Origin of the sequence: Neobacillus kokaensis (genome assembly GCF_014656545.1) — a bacterium.
GTDB classification, from domain to species: domain Bacteria; phylum Bacillota; class Bacilli; order Bacillales; family Cytobacillaceae; genus Neobacillus; species Neobacillus kokaensis.
In genome coordinates, this window is record NZ_BNDS01000004.1 from 126883 (window position 1) to 152201 (window position 25319).

Consider the following 25319-nt stretch of genomic DNA (forward strand, 5'->3'; position numbering starts at 1 on the left):
CTTTACCCTTTTAATGAACCGATCATGATTCCTTTAATAAAGTATTTCTGTACAAACGGATAGATTAGTACGATTGGACCAATGGAGATAATTACGGTTGCTGCCCGTACATTGCTCAGCATCAATTTTGAACTAGCCATGCCGCCGCCGCCCATTTGAGCATTTTGTGTTAGATCCATTGCCGTCAGCATGTCCCGTACAATAATTTGTAAGACAGTTTTTGAGTCACTTTGGATATAAACTAAGGCGTGGAACCATTCATTCCAATGATACACAGCTGCCCAAAGTGCCACAGTGGCAATAACCGGCTTTGAAATTGGAATAATAATTTTCGTTAGAATTTGAAAATAATTTGCCCCGTCAATAATCGCAGATTCCTCAATCCCTTTATCGATCGTCATAAAATAATTCCGCATGATAATAATAAAGAACACATTCACTGCTGACGGTAAAATCAGTGACAGGCTGTTGTCAAGCAATCCAAGATTTTTGATTAACAAGTAATCGGGAATCATTCCCCCAGAAAAAAACATCGCAATCAAGAAAAAGATAGTAAAAAAGTTGCGGAAAGGCAGGTCTTTTTTTGAAAGCGGATAGGCTGCAAGCACCGTAAACGAGACAATTAAAATCGTGCCGGCAACCGTCCTAATAATCGTATTTACATATGCCTTCATCACGTTCCCGTATGAAAACACAAATTCATACGCATCTGTAATCCAGCGATCTGGCCATAAATGGACCCCAAGGCTTGACGATGCATTGGCATCTGAGAAAGATAAGACAATTGTCTGCCAAAAAGGATACAGCACAAGAAGAGAGAACAAAATGTATCCCGTCATATTAAGAAAATCAAATAACGACAGCTTTTTTCGCGTACGCCCCATTTAATAACCCCCTTCCTACCAAATTCCATGTTCGCTTTTTCTACGGATAATCGCATTCGCAGTGAGGATGAGCACGATTCCGACAACGTTTTTAAATAATCCTACGGCGGTTGCATAGTCAAATTGGAATTGTTCCAAACCGCTCCGATAGACATACGTATCAATGATGTCAGCAACCTCATAGACTAACGGGTTGTACAAGTTAAGAATTTGATCAAAACCAGCGTTTAAAATACTGCCCAGTCTAAGAATAAACATGATGATAACCATCGGCATGATGGAAGGGAGTGTAACGTGAATCATCTTGTGAAATCTGCCTGCACCATCCATTTCCGCTGCTTCATACAATTGCGGATCAATGGAGGCAATCGAAGCTAAATAAATAATCGCTCCCCAGCCAATTTCTTTCCACATATCTGTTAAGATTAGAATAGGGACAAAAGAGGTCTTGTCCGCCATAAAATTGATTGGATCCCCTCCAAAGAGGGTAATAAAAAAGTTAATAATTCCCCTTTGTGGAGAAAACACTTCAATCACCATTGCCGACAAAATAACCCAAGACATGAAATGCGGCAAATAGGATATCGATTGCGTCACCTTTTTAAATTTCTCATTCTTAATTTCATTTAACAAGATGGCAAAAATAATTGGTGCCGGGAACACAATCACAATTTTTAATAAGCTGATCACGATTGTATTTTTCAATGCCCTTAAAAATAAGAAATCACTAAAAAGTCTTTTGAAGTGTTCAAAGTTGTTCCACGGACTATCCCAAATACCCAAGCCAGGCGAAAAGTTTTTAAAGGCAATTAATATCCCGTACATCGGAATGTAGTGGAATATAAATAGCATTACCATTGGAATGAGCATCATGAAATAAAGACCTTTCATCTTCTTCATCTGTACCCAAGTGGCCTTCGTTTTGCGTTCAGGTGTTGTCTCTGCCTTCTGTAATGCTGTTTGCATTTGAATATCCTCCCCTCTATGTTGTATCTTGAAAACGTTTCCTGTTTTTAGAATAATAGAAATTATCCGTTTTTAGTTTCACTTTCTTTAGGAAAAATAACACTATTTTAAGAAGAGTAAAAAAAAATAGAGGTACTCTAAGAGTAACCTCATATTAGGAAACAGCAGGAAGGATAATGGTAACCACTGTTCCCTCCCCCCAAACACTGTCTATATCAAGCCCATATCTGTCTCCGAAATGCAGCCTGATTCTGCCGTTAACATTGTATATTCCGGCTTTATCCAGCGATGCTGAAGCCAGCTGACTTTTTATGACGGCCAGCTGTTCTTCCTTAATTCCAGATGCATTATCTTTAACAATGATATGAATCTGATCCGCCTTTAGTTTGCATGAAATTTGGATTGTGACCATGTTCTTTGTTTTTCTCGCTCCATGGTGAATAGCATTTTCAATCACCGGCTGCAGAATAAGCTTGACTGTTTTATTATTCAAAAGATTGTCATCGACATCCCAGATGCATTCAAAGTTGTCAAAACGATAAGACATAATCTTCACATAGGTTTTCGTGTACACCAGTTCATCGCGGAGACTAATCATAACTTGTTCCCGGTTGGTGATAAAACGAAACAACTTGCTTAAAGAAGCAATCATTTCAATCGCTTTATCCGTTTCATTTGCTTCGACTAGGTAAATCAAATTATCCAGGGTATTATATAAAAAGTGCGGATTAATTTGTGCCTGCAGAGCATTCAACTGCAGTTCGCGCTTTTCGTATTTTAATTGAATTCGTTCTTGATTCGTTAAAAGGGTTTCGTGAATCAATTCTTCCATTCTCTCAACCGTTTTTGTGAATTTTTGCGTAAGTGAATCCACTTCATCAATTCCCGATAATCGTTCAACCACTTTATGATGAGACCCTTTTAGATCAAAAGTATCGAACAGTGCATTTAATTGACCGATAGGACGCAGCATTCGTTTCGAAATCCAATACGCAAATAGCAGAAGCAGCATGATAATGAGAAAAAATAGATAGAAGTCATTGATAAATAATTGGTTAACCTGTTTTTGATTATTAGAATAATTGTATTTCGAAATAAATTTCCAGTCTAGGCCTGTAATTTCCGTACTATATTCATGATAATTTGAACTATCCTTATGCATGCTCTTCCTCGAGTCAAACATCTTGCCAATTTTAAGCGGGTCCTGATGTGATAAAATCCTGTTTCTTTTATCAGCTAAAAGCATTTCAAGGCCTGTTTTTTGCCATTCAGAATAAAGCTTTGCCAATTGAATGCTTTCAATATCGATTGTAATGTAGCCAATATTTGAATAATCTAATGGGGATAAGATAGGCATTCCAATCACTATAATCGCATTATTAAATCGATCACTTTCAAGTTTATAGCTGATTTTCCGGCTCGAACCCTCTAGATTTCTCATAAAACCAGCATCCAATTGCCTCGTTTGAGTTTGTGTATTCGTATAAAGAATCCTTCCTGACAAGTCGTAAATTTTAATATTATTACGTCCTAATTCAAGAAATTGCTTTTTGTCAATTAACTCTTGACCAATGCTTTCGGCATCATGCTCCAGCATGTAATGCTGAATGTTGTTGTTATAAGCAATTCGAGCCATCAGCAGCTCCCGTTGGTTAATTTCATTGTTCATCAATCGTGCCATTTTTTCATGAACGGAATGATAGCTTTCCTGTAAGTCTCCTGAAACAAGCTCGGAAGTTTGTACGTAGATAACAACCATAAATATCAAAAGCGGCAGCAAGACCGTTATGACAAAATAAAAAAAGAAGCGCTCACGCAAACTCATTTTTATGCCATCATTTTTCTTCTCCTGCAGAAGACTGCTATAATTCCGGCTCTCTTCATACTCCTTCATCGAATCGATTAATCGATAAAGCGGTCGCAAAACTTTTCGTCCTACCATTCTAGAAAAAATATAAGCAGCCAAGGCCGAACAAAGAAATGTAAAAATAATCATTTTCCACATAAGGTCCATTTGCTTTTTATAAAAGCCTAATGGTTCTTCATATATGAGCTGGAAATTATAATAGGGGATGCTTGAATAATAGACCCCTGTATCTCCCCTTGATAAAAATAATCCTTTTTCAGCTTGCTTAAATGCAGCCATTTTTTTCGGAATATCCTCGTCAACCCTTTTTCCTTTAAAAAATATTCGACCATTTTGGTCATATATTCCAATTTGGTCAGCATAAAAGATATTATCATCTAAGTTTTTGGGATTGATAAAGACTAAAATAACGCCTTTATTAACCCCGTCCGCAGAAGTGATATTTGTTCCAAACATTAGGCTGTTATTCAAATCTTTGAATTTAGAGGCATCATTCTTATCTCCCTTAGATGCTGTTGGCAGCTCAATACTTCTGTTCGCCTCACCTTTGTTAATAAGATGAAAATTACCTTCTACTTCAGATTTTATCTTCATTCCATTAAACTTGAAATCTATATATTTCCTATCGGAACTAAATTGTGTTTTCGGTGTAATAATAAGGATATTTTCAATCAACTTATTATTTTGCCTGATTGTATACAAGTAGTCTTCGAGACTTCCAAGCTGGTGGTATTTCTCAGAGGGACTCAGTGCTGAACCGCTCAATTCATCTAAATAGCGAATGACAATTTCGTTTGTTTTTAAATTGTCAATCGTATCATATACTTTATTAAACTCTGTTTGCAGCTCATAGGAAATCTGATCTATTCTTAACTGGATAGATGATTCTTTCCTCTCTTCAATAAAGTTTTTTATTTTCATATAATATATACTGCTTAACAGCAACAGCAAAACGAACACAGCTATTATTGAAAAGCGTAATAAAAAGGTATGGAAATACTGTGTCTTATTAAGTATCTTCTGTTTCCTCATGGTGTATCTCCTCTAAGGTTACTGTCTCCTGAACACAACAGGAGTAACACCTGTTTCATTTTTAAATACTTTATTAAAATACGAATGACTTTGGAATCCAACCATATCGGAAATCACCTTAATTTTATAATCCGTTTTTCTTAGCAGCTGTGCTGCTTTTTCAACCCTTACCTTATTGATGTAATCGATAAAATTTTGTCCTGTTTCTTTCTTAAAGATGGCACTAAAATACGCTTGATGTAAAAACAACCGTTGAGAAATATCCTCGAGCGTGATTCTTTCCTGATAATTTTCCTTTACATATTCTTTCGCCATCTGAACATAACGGTTCAAATCCCTCTCATCTTTATTGAGCAAATCAAAAGAAATCGCTTCTAACATTTGTGTCAGCCATCTCTTTAATTCTTTTAAAGAATCAATCTCGTATATTCTCCCTAATACTTGTTGATGATCAATGGAAGATAGAGAAAAACCTTTTTCTTTCATAGTAAACATAAGAATAATCATCAATTCTGAACAGGAACTTCGAATATCGGCAATTTGCAATCGGCCAGATCTTTTTAATTCATCAAAGAAACCATTTACTAGATTGGTTACTATTGCTATCTCCCCTGTCTTCATTGATTCCATTAGCTGCTGCTCCATATTCTTTACATGGTCTAGCATAAAGCTTTGCAGCGGCTTTTGGTTCCCTTTATCATCACTGATCGGTAAGTCCTCATAAAAAATAACCGTCTCATAATCATTGAAATATTTATAACTATAAGCATACACAGCTTCATTATAGGAACGGCAAATTTCCTTGAACGGAGCCGGGTTCCCAACCCCAACGGCAAAGCTTTGTATATCTTTAAATAAACTGCCTAAGTTTTCACCTAATGAATCAATAAACAGCTTGATATCGGGCATTAATGCTTTTTTGGTCAGAAACTTTGGTTCTGAGATTAACAAAATAAGGCTATTTCCATAAAATAAAATAGGAGTTTGATAGCGATTCCAAAAATCTGCAGCATATTCGGTGATTCTTTGCCGCATCGAAAATGTGGAAGCTTCTTTAAATAGTCTTTCAAAAGAAATTATTGCGATTCTAAAGGAATCACTCGTCCATCTATTTGTATAACTGTTCACATTATTCCCTTTGATTAAATCCAGCAGCATTACTTCCTCTGCATTCCATTTCTCGCTTTGCTGGCTGGCTTTTTTTACTTCCTCGTCTTCTCTTATTTGTTCAGCTAGTTTTGTAAAACAATCGTAAAAATCATTTTTCATCAATGGTTTCAACAAGTAACCCTTTACACCATATTGAATAGCATCCTGGGCATATTTAAAATCATCATAAGCACTAAGAATAACCATTTTAATATCGGGAAATGCTTTTCCTGCCTCTTTAGCAAGCTCTAGTCCTGTCATTTCTGGCATCAGAACGTCTGTCAAAACGGCATGTGGACGTTCCTGCTTGATTAACTCCAGAGCTTCTGTCCCGTTTTCCGCAGTACCAGCCACCTTGAAACCCACTTCAGTCCATGGAAAAAATTGAGCCAGTCGATCACGAATATTTTTCTCATCATCAACAATAATAATCTTGTACATTATCACACCCCGCCCTTTTCTTAGAAAATTGCGATTTATCTCTCATAGTATATAGTAACAAATTACTAGCATAATCAAAAAAACAAATTTTGTCAGATTATAGCTACTATTTATACTTTTAGAAAATATTGTCCAAGATGATGCCATTCACAGAGATTTCTAGCAAGAATGAAAAAAAAAACACAACCAGCTGGTTGTGCTTTTCACTCTACCACAGAGCTTTACGAACAGGCAGTGGGTCTTGAGCCTGCATTTGCCGATGAATCATCGTTTCCATCATCTTACATTTAATCTCCTGATATTCTTTATTAAAGAAAAGGTTATTCCGTTCATTAGGATCCTTTTCTAAATCAAACAGCTCTCCATAGCCTTCATCAGCAAAAATTACCAGCTTATATCGATTCGTTCGCAAACATTTTGCATGGATGCCGCGGTCATGTGCATCATATTCCGTCAGCGCCGACACCCGTACACAATCCCTATTTCCTTCAATAACTTCCCGTTGTGAAATTCCATGGATACCTTCGGGAATGGACTCCCAGCCAGTAAGATCAAGAAGCGTCGGAACAATATCAACATGCTCTATAAGTGCATCCGTAATTAATCCTTGCTTGATACCAGGTCCTTTGAAAATCATCGGTATCCGTGTCAATCCCTCATAAAACCAAGGGCCCTTATATAAAAGACCGTGATCGCCCAAAAGCTCCCCATGATCGCTGGTAAAGACAATCACCAATTCATCATTCAGCCCTTTTTCTTCCCAAGCTCTTAAGATCCTTCCAATTTCCTCATCAATAAACGAAATCATCGCGTAGTAATTTCGAACCAGCCTTTGCATTTGTTTTTTGTCCAGGCTGTGGGCTCCTCCACCCCCAGGCCAGTAGCCTCCAAGCTTTTGAATCCTTAAATGCTCGGGACGGCCCAGCCCATCAGAAGCATCGCCCTTCGGCATTGGAACGTCCTTGCCCTCATATAATTTGGCAAAGGCTTCCGGTGCATTAAACGGATGGTGAGGATCAACAAAGCTGCTCCATAAAAACAAAGGCTGCTCACTTGAGTGTTCTTCAATCACCCGGATGCTATGATCGGCGATCCAGCGGGTTTGGTGAAGTTCAAGGGGCAGTTCACTTTCCCAGACGTCACCGTCGGCATTGTCTGACCTGTACCAGTCCCTTTTAAGACGAGAAGCTGCTTCCGGGGCACGGCTTCTGATTTCATCTAGATATTCTCCAATCATATTATCTTCAGAAATATGATGTTCATCAAATCCATAATACGTGCCATCCCTTTCCCTGCCGCGGTCACGAATAGACACTTCCTCCGCTTCATGGCCGAAGCCATTCTTAAGCTGCTGCCTAAAGTGCATTTTTCCTACGCCCGCCGTTCGATAGCCTGCTTGCTTTAGATGATCGCACAATGTCTCTTCATCCTCATTGAGTGATACCCCAATATTCCAGGCTCCATGAACTTGGGGATATCGGCCCGTAAAGATCGACGCCCGCGAAGGTGTACAGACAGGACTTGCACAGTAGGCGCTGCTAAACACCGTCCCTTCGGCAGCAAGCTTATCCAGATTGGGCGTGATTACTGCGGAATTAAGAAATCCCATGGCATCGCCTCTCATCTGGTCTGTTGTAATGAGCCAAATATGTTTTTTCTTGGGCATAGTTCAATTCCCCCTTCAAAAAACTATTATTCTTATACAAATGTGAAAGTAATTATAAAAAAAGCAAATTAATAGAAGCTCGCAAGCAAGGGGAAATTTTTCTAAATAGCAAAGTTAAATTCCCTTGCAGGAGCTTCCTATTAATCATAATGGTTCAATAAATAACCATTCTACACTTTTGAACAAACCCACTTTTTGATTTCGCTATTAACCTGCCTTCTTTTCTGAAGATACCATTCCAAATCAAGAGGATATTCACTAAAAGTAATCTTCTCCTCCAGGTTTTCCTCCAATAGCTCTATCACACGCTCTTTACCAGCATATTCTTCCAGCAGACGCAGCGCTCTTAAATCTTGAAGGCCTTCATACAAAACTTCCAGCCTAATCGACTCAATCGGTCCGCTTTCTCCTGGATAGACAAGGAACGCATCTCCGGACGCAAATGCATAATCTGCATCAGTATTTTTAAAGGGGTCAATCGGCTTCTTTGAATACTGCGCATACCAGAAGTTATATCCCCAGTGCAGAAACCCAGCTATATTAAATTTATACAATTGCATTCCAAGGACACGGTTACGAAACGAAGGCATCGAGAAAAAACGATTAGACACTTTCTTGTATTGCGCACAACAATAATACGTCCAAAGATTATCCACCCCGTTTTCCAAAAAAGGCTCAATATGATTATTAGCCGGTATTGGATTTTTCACATATCCCTTTTCATAAAATGGGTAATCTGATAGGGCATCAATTATCGGAAACTCCTTTAAATACTGCTGAATGGTTTCACTAGCTTTTTGGTAAGAATCTAAATCCCCTAGGCTCGGTTCATCTGATATGTGAAAATAACTTTGCTTCTCTAAATGATGGCTTTGAATAAACGCAACCAGCTCCGGCAAAAATTGTCCAAGAAACTCTTGGTATTCCGCACCAGCCGCATCTGTCTCCCAGCCAAATAAACGTTTATATTCCCCCTGTTCATACCCCATTATTTTCGGAGCATGTTTTGCCCCCCACTGTGTAAATAAGTGAGAGAATTCAAAGTATTGAATGCCATGAGTTCGGCAAAGCTCAATCCATCTTTCAAGCTTATCAAAATTGAATTTGTAATGCTGTCCCAATTTTTCTACCCCGACAAGCTGAACGGTTGGACGTTCACCTCCAATCTCTGTATCCAACGGAGGCGTAAACAGCGGTGTTAAAATCATATTTATACCATGGTCAACGGCCGTTTTAACAAATTGGTCAATCCGCTCCCAATGGGCCTCACTAAAAACCTCCACATCGTAAAGGGTTGCGATACAATCCGTATGAAACCATTGTGTATGAATCAATGTCTGCTCTGGGAGTTTTGCAGGAATAACCTCAAGTTGGAATATTTCTTCTCCAAGAACCTCACCATTATTGGTTTGAAATTCAATCTTTATATCATGGATGCCTGGAACTGTATCTTCATCCACGTTTACTGTGACCCAAATGGAACGCCATTGTCCTGGAAACGCAACGATTCCCTCTTTATCAGCAATCGGATAAAGAGGGTCAGGGTAAAGACCTGGAGTGGACCTCAAAATAATATCATCATGGTCGTGATAACATGGAAGCTCTGATGGAACTAAGCCCACAGTTCGTACAGTTACTTTCTCTTTTATATCCGAGTATACCTTTACGACAATCTGTTTCATTAATTGACACCCTTTATAAGCAACCTGAAAGGAATAGGTTTCATTTAAAAGGGCAGAGCCTGTATTGATAGGTTTCTCCATCAATTCTACATCCGGAAAAACCTTAGTTAAAGAACTTAAACTTCTTGTCGTAAACACCTTACTAACCGTCATTTTATACACTCCCCAACAACTATTTTTAATTGGTTTACCCAAGTGAAGCCATTTTCCCTAAAGAGATAACATCACCCTGCATAATTCTGTGGTCTTACAAAGCAGGGATTTTTCAAACAGTTTAAACTTATTTGAATGTACCAAAATTTACCGAAGATATAAAGCATATTTTCCCTTATTAGGAGAAAAAATCAAAGTTAATTTGGTGTCAGGCACCACTCGTGGACAAATGTACGCCCTGGGTGGACACTCTTTCCAGGATACTAAAAATGTCCTTCATTGTAGAAGGACATTTTTATGAATATAACTTTGTTAGGAGTTTTCCTTCATGCTAGGCGGCTGGTTTTTCTGCACTCCATTGGTCAACTAAATTTCAGCTGGTCCTCAATTACGCACCGGAAATTCTCGGCATCGGCATCTGCTCTTTATGTAATTCCGCCCAAGCATATTTTAACAGGAGCTTGCTTTTCAAGCCTTGATATTCAGGATGATGCCATAGATTATTTAATTCTTTTGGATCTTCCTTCAGGTCAAAAATCTCCCCGTAGGTCTGCTGATAGTAAATTGTTATTTTGTAACGGTCATCTACATAGGTTTTTTGATGAATGGTTGTAGGTTCATGGCGAAATTCACAAAGGATATGATCCCTTGCATTCTCTTGGTTACCGCTCCATACCTCTTTTTGGTCTTCTCCGGACATGACTTTGGGTATCGGGATACCTGCAAACGATAGGAAAGTCGGAGCCAAATCAACAAGCGATTGCAGGGCATCAGACTGTTTCCGAGCTGGAATTCTCCCCGGATAGCGAGTAATAAATGGAAGCTTGATTAAATCTTCATAATGAAACCCGCCTTTATGCTGCAGACCGTGCTGGCCAAAGAAATGCCCATGATCGGTCGTAAACACAACCAGTGTATCATCTGCTATTTCCAATTCATCTAGTTTATCTAGAATTTTACCAATATATTTGTCCATGAAACTAACCATTCCATAATAATTGGCAACGAGTTTTTTGCGGTCCTCCTCAGGCAGAAGATGAGAATGATAGCCATGGATTCCAAAACCCGTTTCCATTAAGTCTGAGAAATCAGGATTGGCTTCCTGTGTCTTTTGGAAATGAGGCGGATTTTTCTCATGCTCCCCTGGCGCAATTTCCGGAATGGTTAACTTATCAGGATCATACATAGAAGCCCAGGGCTCTGGCGCCAAATAAGGCGGGTGCGGGTCAGGAAAGCTTGCCCATAGGAAGAAATTGTCCTCCTGCTCGTGATAATGATCTAAAAGTTCATTCGTTTTTTCCGCAATAAATGTATTGTAATGATACTCTTCAGGAATATCCCAGCGATATTTAATATCGGGATCCATTGATCCGACCGGCGGCATATAATATTGCTTCCAATCGGTATATCCTTTTTCCTCAAGCCATGCCACATAATGCTGTCCAACTAGATATTCATTGGTATGGTTGCGCAGTAATTCGATTTTTTCAAACCCATAGAATGACTGATTGTAAGCTTTCCAGAAATCAATATCCTGCAGAAGCGGCATAGATTCAAGTGACGGATATTCATCCGTTGACCGTGCTGGTTGAAAATGAGCTTTTCCGACTAAGGCTGTTCGGTAACCATTATCCCTTAACACATCGCCAACTGTTACTTTGTCTTCGCCGAGCTTTGTCCCTAATGTCCATGCCCCATGCTGGCTAGGGTATGTACCTGTAATAATGGATGACCTTGAGGGAGTACACGTCGGGTTGGGACAATAAGCACGCTGAAAAATTGTTCCTTCTTTCACCAGACGGTCAAGATTGGGTGTGGAGATTTCTGAATTAAAAGCCCCGATCGTATCAAAATGCTGCTGATCACTGGTAATTAACAATATGTTTGGCTTTTTCATATGAATTCACCTCGGCGGGTTAATTTTCTATAAATATGAAGATTCACTCTTCTTATACAGCTCATTTTACTTCGAACTTGGGTAGAGTTCAATTAAAGTTATTCTTTGCTATAAAGATTCCATCTAAAAAAATAAGAACTTATTCTACCTTCCTCCCTATAGCCACCTACCTTGCCAGCCAGCCTCCATCAACTGCTACTATATGACCGTTCATGTAGTCTGATGCTTTACTTGCTAAAAATACAACCGTTCCCATTAAATCAGAGGGATCTGCCCAGCGTCTGGCTGGAATACGAGAAAGAATTTCAGCATTACGCTTTTCGTCTGCCCGGATTGGTGCTGTATTATCGGTGGCAATATAGCCCGGGGCAATCGCATTAATTTGAATATTATATTCAGCTAATTCATTGGCAAATGCCTTTGTCAAGCCGGCAACGGCATGCTTACTGGCCGTGTACGGCGGTACAAACTTGCCTCCCTGGAACGAAAGCATGGAGGCGATATTAATAATTTTTCCGGATCTTGGTTCAACCATTACTTTGGCAGCTTCCTGGCTTAGTAGATATAACGAATTAAGGTTTACCTCCATGACTTTATCCCAGTCCTCTTCCCTATACTCTACTAGCGGAGAGCGAAGGATTGTACCCGCATTGTTTACTAAAATATCAATTTTTCCAAACACCTCAACACATTTGGCGGCTACTTGTTTTACTTCCTTACGATTACTTAAATCCGCTTGAAAGCATTCTGCCCTCCTGCCAGCTTCCATAATTAATTGTCTTGTTTCCTCACAATCACCGCTTCTAGAAACAATAAAAAGATCTGCTCCTGCTTTTGCAAGGGCAACTGCATAAGCCTGTCCTAACCCTTTATTAGCTCCTGTTACGATGGCTATTTTCCCATTAAGGTTGAAATAATCTAGTGAAAATGAACGTAGATTTGTACTCATTTGTTCATGCCTCCTAATATAGTAAACTTGTTCAAGTGAACAAGCCCCTTCAGCATGATGGTCTAGCTTTCCGGGGCTCTGCTTTAATTTATTAGCGTAAATCTTCCATTTTTACATGGTCCATATCACTATACGTAATATTTTCTCCACACATTCCCCAAATAAAAGTGTAGTTGCTTGTTGCTGTTCCTGTATGAATCGACCAGCTTGGTGAAATCGCTGCCTGCTCGTTTTTCATGACTAGATGTCTTGTTTCATCGGGCTTGCCCATGAAATGGAAAACGCGGGTTTCTGGTTCCATATCAAAATATAAATAGACCTCCATCCGGCGCTCATGCGTATGGCAAGGCATTGTATTCCAGACACTTCCCGGTGCAAGCATCGTTAACCCCATTTGCAGCTGGCAGCTCTCACAAACATTAGGATGCACATATTGATAGATTTTCCGTTCGTTTAATGTTTCTGGCGACCCCATCTGCAGCGGATCAATCTGTTTAATATCAATTTTAACAGTTGGATACGTATGATGTGCCGGTGCAGAATTGATATAGAATTTAGCCGGGTTATTCGCATTCTTCGATCGGAACAGCACTTCCCGTGTTCCTTTTCCAACATAAAGACCATCGCGCTGCTTCATTTCGTATTCTTTCCCGTCTAGAACAACCGAACCTTCTCCACCAATATTGATAACGCCCAGCTCACGGCGTTCTAGAAAATATTCAACGCCAAGTTCTTTATCCAGCTTAATCGTTAATTCCTGTTCAGCAGGCGTTACTCCGCCAAAAATCATCCGATCGACATGTGTATAGGTTAAATGAACCTGCCCAGCTTCAAACAGAGTTTCAACTAGAAATTCCCTTCTCAATTCATCAGTTGTGTACTTTTTCATATCCTCCGGGTGGTGTGCATAACGTGTTTCCATGTTTGTATCTCTCCCTCTAAAATAGTTTATAAATATAGGCTCAGAAAAACTTATCGTGTAATAACGCCCGATTCATTCTCAGCAAACTGGATCACTTCTTCTTTAGAAAAACTATTACAGTCCCCTTGAATCGTATGTTTTAAAGCTGATGCAGCTGTAGCAAAAGAAATGATTTGCCGAGCAGGGAGCTCCTCAAGGATGCCCCGTAAAATTCCTGCTGCATACGAATCACCCCCTCCAATACGTTCCACAATCGGTTCAAGCTGGTAAACCTTTGATTGGTATAGCTGCTCATTCATAAATAAGTTGCCTTGCAGTCTATTACTAGTAGCCGAAATGACGGTTCGAAAGGTAGAACTAAACCATCTAATATTCGGATACAGTTCCTTGATTTTTTGATAATAGTATTTTAATCTTTCTTCCTGCGGTAATGAACCGTCAGCCGGTACTATCCCGAGTAGCTGTACCGCATCCAATTCCCCGCAAAAGCAAATATCCATATACGGCATTAATGGTTTTATAGCGTTAGATGCTTCCTGTTGACTCCAAAGCTTGGCACGATAATTAAAATCAAAGCTGACCAAAACGCCCATTTCTTTCGCTTTTTTAAAGATAAGCAGAATTAACTCTCGCAACGCTGGTGATAAAGCAAGCGTGATCCCTGTAATATGAATTAAAGAGGCCCCTTCTAAAATTGACTCTATATTGATCTCTTCAGCTAGCAGCTGTGAAAAACTTGAGTATTTTCGGTCATACGTTACCTGGCTGCTTCGATTGCCGACACCTGCTTCCACGTAATAAGTTCCCAGCCTTTCTCCTCCCTTTAACAGGAATTCGGTATGGACCCCGTGTGATTTTAGATGCCGTTCAGCTGCAATCCCTAATGGATTAACAGGAACTTTACTGACAAAATAAGCTTGATAGCCAAAGTGAGCTAAGGATACTGCTACATTTGCTTCGGCACCGCCATAATGAACTGAAAGAGCATTTGCCTGATTCAGCAGTTCTCCTGTCTGTGTCGATAAACGCAGCATAATTTCTCCAAGCGTGACAACTTTTTTCATTGTAATCCCTCACGTGCGGTATTGACTCTTTGAACATACTGCCTGGCATTTTCGGTGATTTTCTCATATTCGCCTGTTTTGGCAGGGGCAATCAGGTTCCCTCCTACACCGACAGCGACACAGCCGTTCTTGATCCATTGCTCGACATTATCCAGGTTTACACCGCCAGTCGGCATAACATTTACCTGCGGCAGCGGTGCTTTTACTGCCTTTACAAATCCTGGGCCCAATGTGTCACCAGGAAACAATTTAATGATATCAACCCCATGCTCTAATGCATGCTTCATTTCAGTTATGGTCATGCAGCCCGGCATATAAGGAATTTGATATAAATGGCATAACTTTGCGGTCTGTTTATCGAAACAAGGGCTCACAATAAATTTGGCGCCGGCTAGAATGGCCATTCGGGCTGTTGTATCATCAAGAACCGTTCCCGCTCCGATGACAACTTCCGAATGATTGGCAAAATGGTCAGCTAATTCCTTTATGACCGACTCTGCATCTCGGATTGTAAAGGTAATTTCAATCGCCAATATTCCGCCTTTGACACAGGCATCCGAAATCAATATGGCCTCTTCTTTTGAGTCGGCTCTGACGACAGCAACAACCCCACATTCGGTAACTTTATTTAAAACTTTCAGCTTTTCCATGTCAGCTTTCTCCCTTTAAAAATAATGAATGCTGCACTTTTTTATAAAATGATTTCTTTTTGTCCGTTTCCGCTAATGGTAAGCCTGTGATAGAAGTACTCATCGTTGTGTTTATATATTCTTTCCCCTTTATTGGTTTCATTGGCGACAAAATAAATGTCATATTCAGAAGCATCGGTTTTTAGATTGAAACTTAGAAAATTTTCCTTAGGCGGATACTCCTCCGCTCCACATTGTTTTACTTGATTTGGCGTAACCGTTAATGGCTTCCCTGAAAAGATTGCAAAACCTGCTCCATGATGAACAGATTCCTTTTCATCTACTAACGTTATTCGATTGGCCAGCCTATTATATTGAGCAGATGAAAGGCCTGTTTGGCTTGACGTATTTTTGATGTCATCAAAGTACGCATACGTCACCTGCTTCTTGCCCGTTAACTTCCAGCCGTCTTGTTGTTTCTCAGGCTTTATATCCGGATTTAATTGGAAATATCTTTTCATCGTATGCATTCCTTCACCGTCGACACAATCGATCACTGTGACAATGCTTTCCTCTTTTAAGATGACGACAGTACGTTGAACAAGATAGATATTATAATAGAAGGAACTCTCCATTACGATATAGCGACTAGTTTCCTTTACTCTGTTTCCTGCCACCTTTCCTAGCTGGTGAAATGACCAGGAATCCTTAATTGATGTGAAAGGAAGCTCATCAACAATGACCGTGCTATGGCTATGGACAGATTTTAGATAGTTTCGCAATGGTCCTTCTTGATAGGTAAATCTTCCGGAATCACACAAAACCCTCTCACCATTAAGAATTATATTAAGATGTCCTAGGCTGGCATGCCCGTGTCCGCTGCCATGCCAGCCATTCCATAAACTAACGAAATTCTCTTCCGTTTTGTAAACAAAGTTTCCGCTTTCACTGCCGCTGAACAGTTCAGGCAGTTTTGCCTTACGGAAAGTTTGCAGCTTTTCATATACCGCATCTACATATACATAATCGCTGTCATGCTGCGGAACTAAACAGCCATTTGGATAGATCATATAATAGGCAGCATCTGCCGCCTTTTGAATCACTGTTTCCAAGTCAACTGGCGAAGCAATGCCCAAGATTTGAGCTTTTTTGTACACATCAAATAACGCAAATAATACTTCAAAATGATACAAAGGCGATTGCTCCCAATGAACTCCATCTGCGAAAAACTGAATATCGGATTGACGTTTTAACTCATCCCAAGCCCAATTAATTATTTCTTTTGGAACCAGGTCCTCACATACCATTACTGCCTGCAGAATGCCAGAAATTTGCAGCACTCCCCAATTGCTTAATGTGTATCGTTCGAGATAATGATCCTTCAAAAAAATGATTTGCTCCCTTAAAGAGGAAAAAATCGTTTCTAACTCCTGATCCTGTAATGATTGATGGAGAATCACCAAACTTTTCATCCAGCTTCCACATCTTATTCCCGTATCAATCGTCCGCCATGATGTGTGTATTTTTCCTTCAGCATATGGATTATGCTCCAACCAATCAAATATCAGACGCTTCCATCCATCTAAATATTTTTGATCCTGTGAATCAGCGTAGGCTTCCGCCAAGTCCAGAAGGTACTCATGTCTGTTAAGCATAAAAATCCATTCTTCATCTGCATTCATTGCACAGTTCCAATTTATTTTCTTAAAGGAATAAGGAATATAACATGCCTCCATATCTAAAGGCTTCTTAAATACAAAAATATTTGAGCATAATAAATTAGCATTTAAATATACAGCCTTCCGAACGTTTTCGTTAAGGAAGGACCTTTGAGTGTCGGAGGAATAGCCTTGCATACACGCTGTTAAATTTTCTCTGACTTTCGTTATTTCCACAGCCATCACCTCAAATCCCCCGGCTTTCCACTGCCAGATTGACCATCAAGTCTTTGCACTCGGAAAGCGTTTGTTCAATGATCATTGGCGCTTCCAAGCTTTTGACCTCTTGGTATTGAAACTTCATCGTTAATTCCGTTATGACACTCAGCGGCATCCCAGAAATAAGAAAATGTTCCTGTGATGGTGATTCAAGAATGATTCGAGCTGCAATTTGATGAGGTGCTCCCCCCGTTAGATCTGCAAACACAAGTACCTGCGAATGGTCTTTTAAAAACTTTGCGATTTCTTCCTCAAACTGTATATGCGTCATCCCATCCACTAATTCAAGAACGGATATATTCTGATTTTCCCCCATTAAATAATGAAGGGCAGATTGGACACCGGAAGGAAACTTCCCATGACCTATGAGTAATAACTGGTACATAACCATATCTCCCTTCTATGACCTAACGGCTGATGTATGTATTTTCTTTAGGCTCATCCCAGTTGTTTGTTCATCTGTCTGAGCCTCATTTCCTTGCTGGAACCCCCTGCTTACCAAAGCATTAATCAGAAAAGCACTGGTACTAAAGCTCAGAAGTGTAGCCCCCGGAAAATAAAAGCATAGGAGAACAGCACTAGCCATGATAATGAGTGATAAAATGGTATAATGCAGCTTGGCAATCGATAATAGGAAGGCATTCTTAATTGCACCTTTCCAGGAAACCTGATAATGAGCCATGACAGGGAAAATCGTAATGAAAACAAATAAGTAAAGAATAGTTAAAAGAAAGAAAAATGAAAATAAAATATATTTTAGATTGGAATTCAACTGATTGGTGATAATCAAATCGCCCAACAATAAACCAGTAAATATAAGCCAGACTACCCCAATGAGAAAGCTCTGTTTAAAGTTCTCTTTTAAAAATCGAACATAAGCTGAAAATACTCGAATATCGCGTTGTGTTTTCCACTCTCTTAAAACGGCAAACATGGCTGTCGTCGCAGGAAAAATGGTGACGATTGGAATACACATTAACAGCCAAAGAATATTTAACAAGAATATATTCATCCAGAATTCCATTGTTTTATAAAGTTTGCCATCCATTATTCCCACCACTTTCATTTCCCATTGTTTCCTTAAAGGATCCTTATGAAGCAGGTTTCTTAAGGAGCTTTTTTCTCTACCAATACATCTTCCAATCCTTTATTAGCCTGATTAACGCTTCGAAGTAGTAATAGTCGCCCCAGATACAGCTCTCATCTACGCCGCGGCCGCCGCCTTTGAAATAGACCGCATGCATTAAAATACCGTTCGCAGGTGCTTCAATATCTGTTGTATAGTGATTATATAAAGACTCAATCATCTTAAGAGCGGCATTTTCATAAATTCTCTTTTCCGGGTCAGTTACCGGCATATATTTACTCATTTCAAGCATCCCGCAAATGGTAATGGCAGCTGCGGAGCTGTCTCGTTCTTCGTCACCTTCTGTAAAGATTAAATCCCAATAACAGATTTCGTCTTCCGGCAGCCTATTTAAATAATAGTTTGTCAGCTTCTTAGCAAGTTCGATTAAACTCCAATTGTTTGTATAATGATAGCTTAACGGAAAGCCATAGATCCCCCATGCCTGCCCGCGTGCCCAGCAGGAATCATCAGAATACCCTTGGCGGGTGTTTCCGTATAATGGTTCCCCTGTCTCAGGGTCCATGTAGTAAGTATGGTAGGTAGACGCGTCCGGTCTAACTATATATTTAGCAGCTTGTAATACGTGTGTCTCCGCAATTTCCTTATAGATTGGTTTTCCGGTCACTTCTGATGCCCAGTAAAGTAAAGGGAGATTTAAATTACAATCAATAATCATTCTTCCGCGTTCCTTAGGGTCATTTAAGTTTCCCCATGCCTGGATAATTCCAGCCTTGTCGTAATATCTGGTGATTAATAAATCAGCTGCCTTTAAAGCAATTTCCTTTGCCTCTTCATTTCCGGTTAATTTATAGGCACTAACGCAGGAAAGGGTATACAAAAACCCTAAATCATGATGGTCTACTTCAATCCGTTTTTCGAGCCTTTCCTTAAAGCTCTGAATTTGTTTTTCTGCTACAAGCCGATATTTTTCATGCCCTGTGTATTCGTAGGCCAGCCATAGCATTCCAGTCCAAAAGCTCGTGGTCCATTCCACATTTTTGATAGGTTTATAGACTAGATTTTCACTGTTAGAATCAGGAAACAGGTCTGTGAAAAGGTCAAGACTTTGATCAATCTTTGCTAAAACATGGTGAATCGCTTTTTCTACAAATGACTTGTCAACTGCTGGTGTTTTCTCAAATCGTTCTATATTTTCGATCTTCTCTTTGATTACATTTACTGTATATACCGTCATGTCACATCACCTCGGATTTTATAGTAAAAAAGGATCTTTCATTTCTTTAAGCCATGATCGCAGCTGCCGTTCTAATTCGTTTGCGATTGGATGTACTTGCGGGTTTTCTATATTTTCATGGTGAAGCTGATATTTATCGTTTGTTAAGTCATAGAGTAAACGAATGCATTGTTCTCCTGGAGCATAACCATGGTGGATTACATAGGTAAATTGATGCGTTCGAATCGCTCTCCAGCCATACGCCCGATTATCCAGTCCAGCATCTCTGAATGCCTCAATTGCTTCCTTACGCCCAGGGTAGGCAGCAATAAAGGCTGCTTCCGGTCCACCGCTATTCTGGTCAAGAATATAGTCTGATAAATCGCTCCCCTCTACACTATCCGGTATATCCAGTTGAAGAAATTGAAGCAATGTGGGCATAATGTCAACCGTATTTAGCAAGAGGTCTGTTCTCCTAGGTGCAATCACCTTTGGCCAGCGGATACAGAATGGCACACCAATCGATTCCTCATACCAGACATGCTTCGCCATCAACCCATGAGACCCCATCATTTCCCCGTGATCTGAGGTGAGAACTACTACCGTATTCTCCTCAAACCCGTTCTCTTTGAGGAATTGCAGGATTCGTCCAAATTGATCATCAATTCCAGAAATCGCAGCAAAATAATGGAGTTGTTTCTCTTTTAATTCTTCCATACCGCCTTCAACTGGTTCCCCAGTATGAACCTGGAATATATTTTGAGTTACATTTTCCCTTAGCGTCATTTGATCCAAGCTGTAAAGCTGCTTATATTTATCTGGAACTTGATCAAACGGGCTATGCGGTGGATTCCACGAAACAAATAAAGCAAATGGCTTTGCTCGATTGCGATTTTCCATAAAGTTTAAAGCTTTGTCGGTTTCATGCTCCACTGACCATTTATTGACTTTGATTTTTTTCGGGCTGTTGTTCCAATAATGGGGAGATAGATGCTCATCCCATGCACCGTAGGAATACCAGTATTGAAATCCATGTCGTTTTGGTCCTGGGGGCGTAAAGGCATCCCACTCCTTTGCGCCGGATACAGGCTGATCTGTCACATTAAGTTCCGGCAGGTCAAGATGCCATTTCCCTATATATCCTGTCTGGTAGCCAGCGTCCACGAGAACATCACTGATACAAGTTTCTTCAGGACGCAGCATGACATCAGCGCCTATTTTACAATTTGTATACACCCCCGTGCTCATCGGGTAGCGGCCCGTCAGCAAGGAGGCCCGGTGTGGCGAGCATAACGGAGAGCATGTAACAGCATGTGAAAACACAACGCTCTCATCCGCAAAAGCATCAATATTTGGTGTTTGAACGCAGTCTTCCCCCTCATACCCTACCGCCTGACGACGCCACTGATCTGCAAAAATATAAATTAGGTTGGGACGCTGAGTGCCCTCCATTAAGTTCCTCTCCTTTAAATCGTGTTATCTCATTGAATGTGTACTATTTCCTTTTTTACTAGGAATCATTTTAAGTTTAATGGTGAAACTTTTACCATGGGATTGATCTGTGTTTACCTTTAACTTGATCGATGGCTTTGTTTGTTCAACCATGACATTTTCATCCGCTTCTAGAACATTGAAGGCCTTGCCATCTATTTCAATTTCAATGTATCCCTTGTTTTCCATTGTTGGATCTGATACCGCCATGTGAAGAATGCCATCAATCTCCTGCATCGTAATCGAAGCTTTTTGATAAACAGTTAACGGACCAACAGATTGCTTTTCATCATTCCAAAAATTAGCGCCAATGATGTTTTGCTTTACATCTTGCACAGCTTGAACGGCCGAATCATTTCTCAGGATCTTAATCTCCGGATTGTCAGCGTATTGTTCGGTCTGGGCCATATTGGAACCTGGTAAGAGAACATAGGAATACGTGTCATTTTCGGGTTTAATACCATGGTCAAACCACAACGTTGCATAGGATCTCTTAATTAGCTCAGTTGGACCTCCATAATTAATATCCTTCCATGCGCCTGTTCGTTCCTCTTTTTTCACTTCAAGAGATTTACCTTCCGGGAAGTAGTAGCCTATATCCGAGCCGGCTACGTTTCCTTCAAGATAAGCCCATTTAGCTTCAACAGAAAGGGGGATGCCGCTCTTTAGTTCAGGCTTCTTCCCATTGATGATCAGTTCATTTGAACCATCGTTTCTTATCTTTCTGTTTTCTACAATCGTTTCAATATTGCGCGCCTCAATACTGGTAATACCAGCACCAAGCGCAACAATTTCGTTATCAAACATAAACCAGGACTTTTTAGCGGAAAGGCTGCTGTTCCAAGCCTTATAGGACATCCCCGCTGTGCCAATATTGTTAAGCGTCGAACCTCCTACCCATGACTCTTTGGAGGTATGTTCGCCGCTTCCATCTGCCCTCTTCATTGTATCTACCGTAGTACCAGGCATCCGATAAGGATCGACAGTTGGCCAGAAATTATCGCTGTATTGAGCTAAATCTGCATTATACAAATATGTCATGCCTTCCCCGGTATACCAGCCCTTACGGTTTTCATTATTCATATCCTCATAGTTTTGGATTCTATTAGAATACATGCTAATACCGAAGGCATAACCTGGTTTTCTGTGTACCACACGGTCCATTGCGGCAAAGGTTTTGTGAAAATCAAGATCACCGCGCGGGGTAACCTTCGAGTCTTCTAAAAGCTGCTTAGCTAAAGTAATGTCGGTAAAGTTATTAGCGTTCTGAAAATAATCTAAATACGTGTCTTCCTGAAGCCAATATTTTGCCATACTCTTATATTTATCTGCATAAGGCTGCGGTGCGAACTGGGCCATCCGGATTACACTTTTGAGAATAGTTTGGCCTGCCCGGTGATCTTGAAGGAAATCACGTGAAATGGCTCTTCCTCTAACCATATCCATTAAAGCGCCCTTATACATAAATGGCTCATAAGCATCTTCAATCCAGTTATAGACATTCTTCACCTTCGGGTCAGTTACCTTCCAGGTAGAATCACTTAACAGTGTCAGCATGTCAGTTAAACCTTCAATTAAAACAATTCCATATGACCCGTTATAGGCAATATTCTCATGCTGTACAAACGAGCCATCTTCGTAAAAACCGTCACCCTCTGTCACATTTTCAAAGGTCTGACTTAAAGCATCCCTTGCCGCAGCAATCTTATTGGCATCCTTTACAATCACTCCGCGAATTCCTACTACCTTGCTTACATCAATACGGTTAGCTCCTAAAGCCTCACGATAATTTTCCGGGGTGGTGGCCCCTGACTTTGTTGGATCCGGCTGGAAGTGGTCTACTGCCTTTAAGTAACGCTGAATTGTTTCTTGATCCAGGTAGTCGTATAAAAGAATCATTATGCTGTTTAATTCGTTGGGAACACCAATTTCCCAATGCCACCAATTGCTATACTGTTTAATACTTTCGTTATAGCGGTTATTATACAACCACTCAAGGGCATCCGATATATCCTTGAGCAGCTTTGGATTACGGTAAAGTGTGGAGTATTTATTAGCAAACGCTTTAGCCATGGTTGTTATATTTCGATAGCTGTCCCGAATAGCGGCTGAATCATCCGTACTAGAATAATTAATCCATAAATAGGAACGGTCCTTGTTTTTATTCATCGTTTTCCAAAGTTCTTCCGCTGATTTCGTCTGGCTCTTAATCATTTGATTCATTCGCTCATTAGATTGGTCAAATGAATCAAGACCAGTCATAAGGTTTTCCCATTTAATGCGCAGCTGATCAAATTCATCCTTCACCGAATCTGTCACCATAATTTGGCTCTCACTTTTTAATTGCCCACCCGCTGTTTCAACTGTAATAATAGCGGTTCCTTGTGATTTTGCTTCGATAAGGCCGTTTTGAACGGAAACTACATCATTATTTGAAGACCGCCAAATTAAGTTTTTTGAATCAGCATTTTGCGGAGCAAATTCAGCGTGAAGCAGACGGAGCTGACCTTTTTCAAGGCTTAGCTTTTTAGGGTTTAAGACAAGTTCCGTGAACACGGGCCTTTCTAACGCCTCATTCCTGGCCACTTTTACTAGGACACTGTCCATATGCCCATTGTCGGTTGCAGCATAAATGACCGCTTCACCTTCACTCACCCCAGTTACATTAGCGTTTTGATCCACTAATGCAACGGAATCATCGGTTGAAAACCAGGAAAGCTTTGAACTAGCATTAACTGGAGTCATTTTTGCATGTAATAGAGCTGATTCCTGTTCCTTTAACGTTATCTCCTTCTCATCAAGAACAATAGACGTAGCCGGTTGTGTCAATTGAAAGGCTGTATCATCAAACATTGCAGTGCCTGTGCCTGTTTCAAAAAAGAGCTGGACCCTGATACTTGTGGCATTGGCCGGAGTCTTTACATTCATCTTGATTTCCGACCAATCATGGGTACCGGTTAATCGGGAGGAATATAATAAATCAAGCTGTTGGGTTCCTTCATATAAAACTACCCTCATTCGTGCTCCTTGGCCGCTGACAATATCCTTCGTCTTAATCCAACTGCTTAGCTGATACGTTTTTCCACCTTGTACAGGGACATCCTGGGATACAGCTGTCCTTGCTGTCTGGTCAGCCGAAATTTTCAGTCCAAAATTACCCGTGCGGCTAGCATCTTTAGAAATAGATACAACCGGATTACCAGTTGGTTTCCACACACTCCAATTAGATGCCCCTAATTGATCCCAGCCGCTTTTCGGAGCTTCTGTTTCCTCGAATCCTGTATTCGATAATTGAATCTCTCCTTCAGCAAAGGTTAATGGGACGTTTACGGTGATGGCTAAGATCAATGACAAAATCATGAAAATGGATAAACCCTTTTTTCGCATCAGCTTCATTTTTATTTGTTTCGCTCCTTTATCCTTTTATTCCGGTGTTGGCGACTCCCTTAATAAAATGGTCTTGAGCTAAGAAGTAAACAATGATGGTTGGTACGATGGCGGAAACTGCTGCTGCCATCAACAATGCATATTCTGTATTATATTCAGTAATAAAATGCTGAATGCCAAGCTGTAATGTATATAAGTGGTCAGATGTCAAATAAATTAATGGTCCTAGAAAATCGTTCCATGAATGCATAAAAGAAAAAATGACAAGTGTTGCAATTGCCGGCTTTGACAACGGGAGAATAATCCTCCAGTAGATGCCAAACTCACTTAAACCATCAATCCTCGCTGCTTCGAGCAGTTCATCCGGGATAGATAGGAAGAATTGGCGGAACAAGAACACACCAAATGGATTAAATGCTCCAAGAATAATCAATGCCCAGTGAGAATTGACTAATCCAAGCTGCTTCATCAGCATAAACTGCGGAATCATCATAACCTGGTAAGGAATCATCATGGTTGCCACATAGATAAAAAACAGCCTGTTGCTTTCTGGAAACTTGATCTTGGCAAAAGCATAACCAGCAAGAGAACTATTAATAATAACTAATATGGTGGTGATTACCGCAATCTTTAAGGTGTTTAGGTAATACAAATAAAATGGGACAGTCGTCCAAACTTTTGTATAGTTATCCCAATGGAATGTTTCTGGAATCCATTTAATAGGGAAGCCAAATATTTCTGTTTCTGCTTTCAATGAAGCCGAAACCATCCATACAAATGGCAGCACCATCGTCAATGAAACAAGAATAATGACAAGGTATTTTATTATTTGACTAACAGATATTTTTCGCTTCTTTACTTCAGGTGTATATACTGACGCTTCAGTGGCGATATTCATGA

Annotated in this window: 18 protein-coding genes; all 18 read right to left on the bottom strand. The window is 40.1% G+C overall.

All coding sequences use genetic code 11. The features are described from left to right. Positions 1 to 2 precede the first annotated feature (2 nt). Complete coding sequence (locus IE222_RS06905; RefSeq protein WP_191271108.1) at positions 3 to 884, bottom strand: carbohydrate ABC transporter permease; 882 nt, start codon at positions 882 to 884, stop codon at positions 3 to 5. A gap of 15 nt (positions 885 to 899) precedes the next feature. Continuing rightward, on the bottom strand, positions 900 to 1850 hold the full coding sequence (locus IE222_RS06910; protein WP_191271110.1) for an ABC transporter permease: 951 nt from the start codon (positions 1848 to 1850) through the stop codon (positions 900 to 902). 154 nt (positions 1851 to 2004) lie between these two features. Continuing rightward, positions 2005 to 4749, bottom strand: a complete 2745-nt coding sequence (locus IE222_RS06915; RefSeq protein WP_191271112.1) for a histidine kinase — start codon at positions 4747 to 4749, stop codon at positions 2005 to 2007. A gap of 18 nt (positions 4750 to 4767) precedes the next feature. Next, the gene (locus IE222_RS06920) at positions 4768 to 6339 is read right to left on the bottom strand and encodes a response regulator (protein ID WP_191271114.1); all 1572 of its coding nucleotides are present in this window, start codon (positions 6337 to 6339) and stop codon (positions 4768 to 4770) included. A gap of 208 nt (positions 6340 to 6547) precedes the next feature. Beyond that, entirely contained in the window at positions 6548 to 8005 is a 1458-nt protein-coding gene (locus IE222_RS06925; protein WP_191271116.1) for a sulfatase family protein, read from the bottom strand. A gap of 170 nt (positions 8006 to 8175) precedes the next feature. Next, entirely contained in the window at positions 8176 to 9840 is a 1665-nt protein-coding gene (locus tag IE222_RS06930) for a DUF4091 domain-containing protein (RefSeq protein ID WP_191271118.1), read from the bottom strand. Between the two features lie 388 nt (positions 9841 to 10228). Continuing rightward, a complete protein-coding gene (locus tag IE222_RS06935; RefSeq protein ID WP_191271120.1) occupies positions 10229 to 11737 on the bottom strand; it encodes a sulfatase family protein in 1509 nt (502 codons plus the stop codon). A gap of 166 nt (positions 11738 to 11903) precedes the next feature. Next, complete coding sequence (kduD, locus tag IE222_RS06940; protein ID WP_191271122.1) at positions 11904 to 12686, bottom strand: 2-dehydro-3-deoxy-D-gluconate 5-dehydrogenase KduD; 783 nt, start codon at positions 12684 to 12686, stop codon at positions 11904 to 11906. A gap of 91 nt (positions 12687 to 12777) precedes the next feature. Beyond that, positions 12778 to 13608, bottom strand: coding sequence for a 5-dehydro-4-deoxy-D-glucuronate isomerase (gene kduI / locus IE222_RS06945; protein ID WP_191271124.1), 831 nt, complete (start codon positions 13606 to 13608; stop codon positions 12778 to 12780). A gap of 50 nt (positions 13609 to 13658) precedes the next feature. Further along, positions 13659 to 14672, bottom strand: coding sequence for a sugar kinase (locus tag IE222_RS06950; protein WP_191271126.1), 1014 nt, complete (start codon positions 14670 to 14672; stop codon positions 13659 to 13661). Further along, the gene (locus tag IE222_RS06955) at positions 14669 to 15322 is read right to left on the bottom strand and encodes a bifunctional 4-hydroxy-2-oxoglutarate aldolase/2-dehydro-3-deoxy-phosphogluconate aldolase (protein ID WP_191271128.1); all 654 of its coding nucleotides are present in this window, start codon (positions 15320 to 15322) and stop codon (positions 14669 to 14671) included. Before IE222_RS06955 ends, IE222_RS06950 begins: the two co-directional genes overlap by 4 nt. 41 nt (positions 15323 to 15363) lie before the next feature. After that, complete coding sequence (locus IE222_RS06960) at positions 15364 to 17037, bottom strand: heparinase II/III family protein (protein ID WP_191271130.1); 1674 nt, start codon at positions 17035 to 17037, stop codon at positions 15364 to 15366. A 169-nt stretch (positions 17038 to 17206) separates the two neighbouring features. After that, positions 17207 to 17623 carry a PTS sugar transporter subunit IIA gene (locus IE222_RS06965; RefSeq protein ID WP_191271132.1) on the bottom strand — a complete coding sequence of 139 codons (417 nt, stop codon included), beginning with the start codon at positions 17621 to 17623 and terminating at the stop codon, positions 17207 to 17209. Between the two features lie 15 nt (positions 17624 to 17638). Then, positions 17639 to 18286: a YesL family protein gene (locus IE222_RS06970; protein WP_191271134.1), complete on the bottom strand. Its 648-nt coding sequence runs from the start codon at positions 18284 to 18286 to the stop codon at positions 17639 to 17641. A 76-nt stretch (positions 18287 to 18362) separates the two neighbouring features. Further along, the gene (locus tag IE222_RS06975; protein ID WP_191271136.1) at positions 18363 to 19562 is read right to left on the bottom strand and encodes a glycoside hydrolase family 88 protein; all 1200 of its coding nucleotides are present in this window, start codon (positions 19560 to 19562) and stop codon (positions 18363 to 18365) included. 18 nt (positions 19563 to 19580) lie between these two features. Continuing rightward, complete coding sequence (locus IE222_RS06980) at positions 19581 to 20993, bottom strand: sulfatase family protein (protein ID WP_191271138.1); 1413 nt, start codon at positions 20991 to 20993, stop codon at positions 19581 to 19583. Between the two features lie 24 nt (positions 20994 to 21017). After that, entirely contained in the window at positions 21018 to 24428 is a 3411-nt protein-coding gene (locus IE222_RS06985; protein WP_191271140.1) for a polysaccharide lyase family 8 super-sandwich domain-containing protein, read from the bottom strand. A gap of 19 nt (positions 24429 to 24447) precedes the next feature. Continuing rightward, positions 24448 to 25317, bottom strand: coding sequence for a carbohydrate ABC transporter permease (locus IE222_RS06990; RefSeq protein ID WP_191271142.1), 870 nt, complete (start codon positions 25315 to 25317; stop codon positions 24448 to 24450). Between the last annotated feature and the right edge of the window lie 2 nt (positions 25318 to 25319).

Bases quoted from the DNA above. Each gene is read 5' to 3' on its own strand.
- IE222_RS06905 (WP_191271108.1), bottom strand. From the start codon at position 884: ATGGGGCGTACGCGAAAAAAGCTGTCGTTATTTGATTTTCTTAATATG.
- IE222_RS06910 (WP_191271110.1), bottom strand. From the start codon at position 1,850: ATGCAAACAGCATTACAGAAGGCAGAGACAACACCTGAACGCAAAACG.
- IE222_RS06915 (WP_191271112.1), bottom strand. From the start codon at position 4,749: ATGAGGAAACAGAAGATACTTAATAAGACACAGTATTTCCATACCTTT.
- IE222_RS06920 (WP_191271114.1), bottom strand. From the start codon at position 6,339: ATGTACAAGATTATTATTGTTGATGATGAGAAAAATATTCGTGATCGA.
- IE222_RS06925 (WP_191271116.1), bottom strand. From the start codon at position 8,005: ATGCCCAAGAAAAAACATATTTGGCTCATTACAACAGACCAGATGAGA.
- IE222_RS06930 (WP_191271118.1), bottom strand. From the start codon at position 9,840: ATGACGGTTAGTAAGGTGTTTACGACAAGAAGTTTAAGTTCTTTAACT.
- IE222_RS06935 (WP_191271120.1), bottom strand. From the start codon at position 11,737: ATGAAAAAGCCAAACATATTGTTAATTACCAGTGATCAGCAGCATTTT.
- kduD (WP_191271122.1), bottom strand. From the start codon at position 12,686: ATGAGTACAAATCTACGTTCATTTTCACTAGATTATTTCAACCTTAAT.
- kduI (WP_191271124.1), bottom strand. From the start codon at position 13,608: ATGGAAACACGTTATGCACACCACCCGGAGGATATGAAAAAGTACACA.
- IE222_RS06950 (WP_191271126.1), bottom strand. From the start codon at position 14,672: ATGAAAAAAGTTGTCACGCTTGGAGAAATTATGCTGCGTTTATCGACA.
- IE222_RS06955 (WP_191271128.1), bottom strand. From the start codon at position 15,322: ATGGAAAAGCTGAAAGTTTTAAATAAAGTTACCGAATGTGGGGTTGTT.
- IE222_RS06960 (WP_191271130.1), bottom strand. From the start codon at position 17,037: ATGGAGGCATGTTATATTCCTTATTCCTTTAAGAAAATAAATTGGAAC.
- IE222_RS06965 (WP_191271132.1), bottom strand. From the start codon at position 17,623: ATGTACCAGTTATTACTCATAGGTCATGGGAAGTTTCCTTCCGGTGTC.
- IE222_RS06970 (WP_191271134.1), bottom strand. From the start codon at position 18,286: ATGGATGGCAAACTTTATAAAACAATGGAATTCTGGATGAATATATTC.
- IE222_RS06975 (WP_191271136.1), bottom strand. From the start codon at position 19,562: ATGACGGTATATACAGTAAATGTAATCAAAGAGAAGATCGAAAATATA.
- IE222_RS06980 (WP_191271138.1), bottom strand. From the start codon at position 20,993: ATGGAGGGCACTCAGCGTCCCAACCTAATTTATATTTTTGCAGATCAG.
- IE222_RS06985 (WP_191271140.1), bottom strand. From the start codon at position 24,428: ATGAAGCTGATGCGAAAAAAGGGTTTATCCATTTTCATGATTTTGTCA.
- IE222_RS06990 (WP_191271142.1), bottom strand. From the start codon at position 25,317: ATGAATATCGCCACTGAAGCGTCAGTATATACACCTGAAGTAAAGAAG.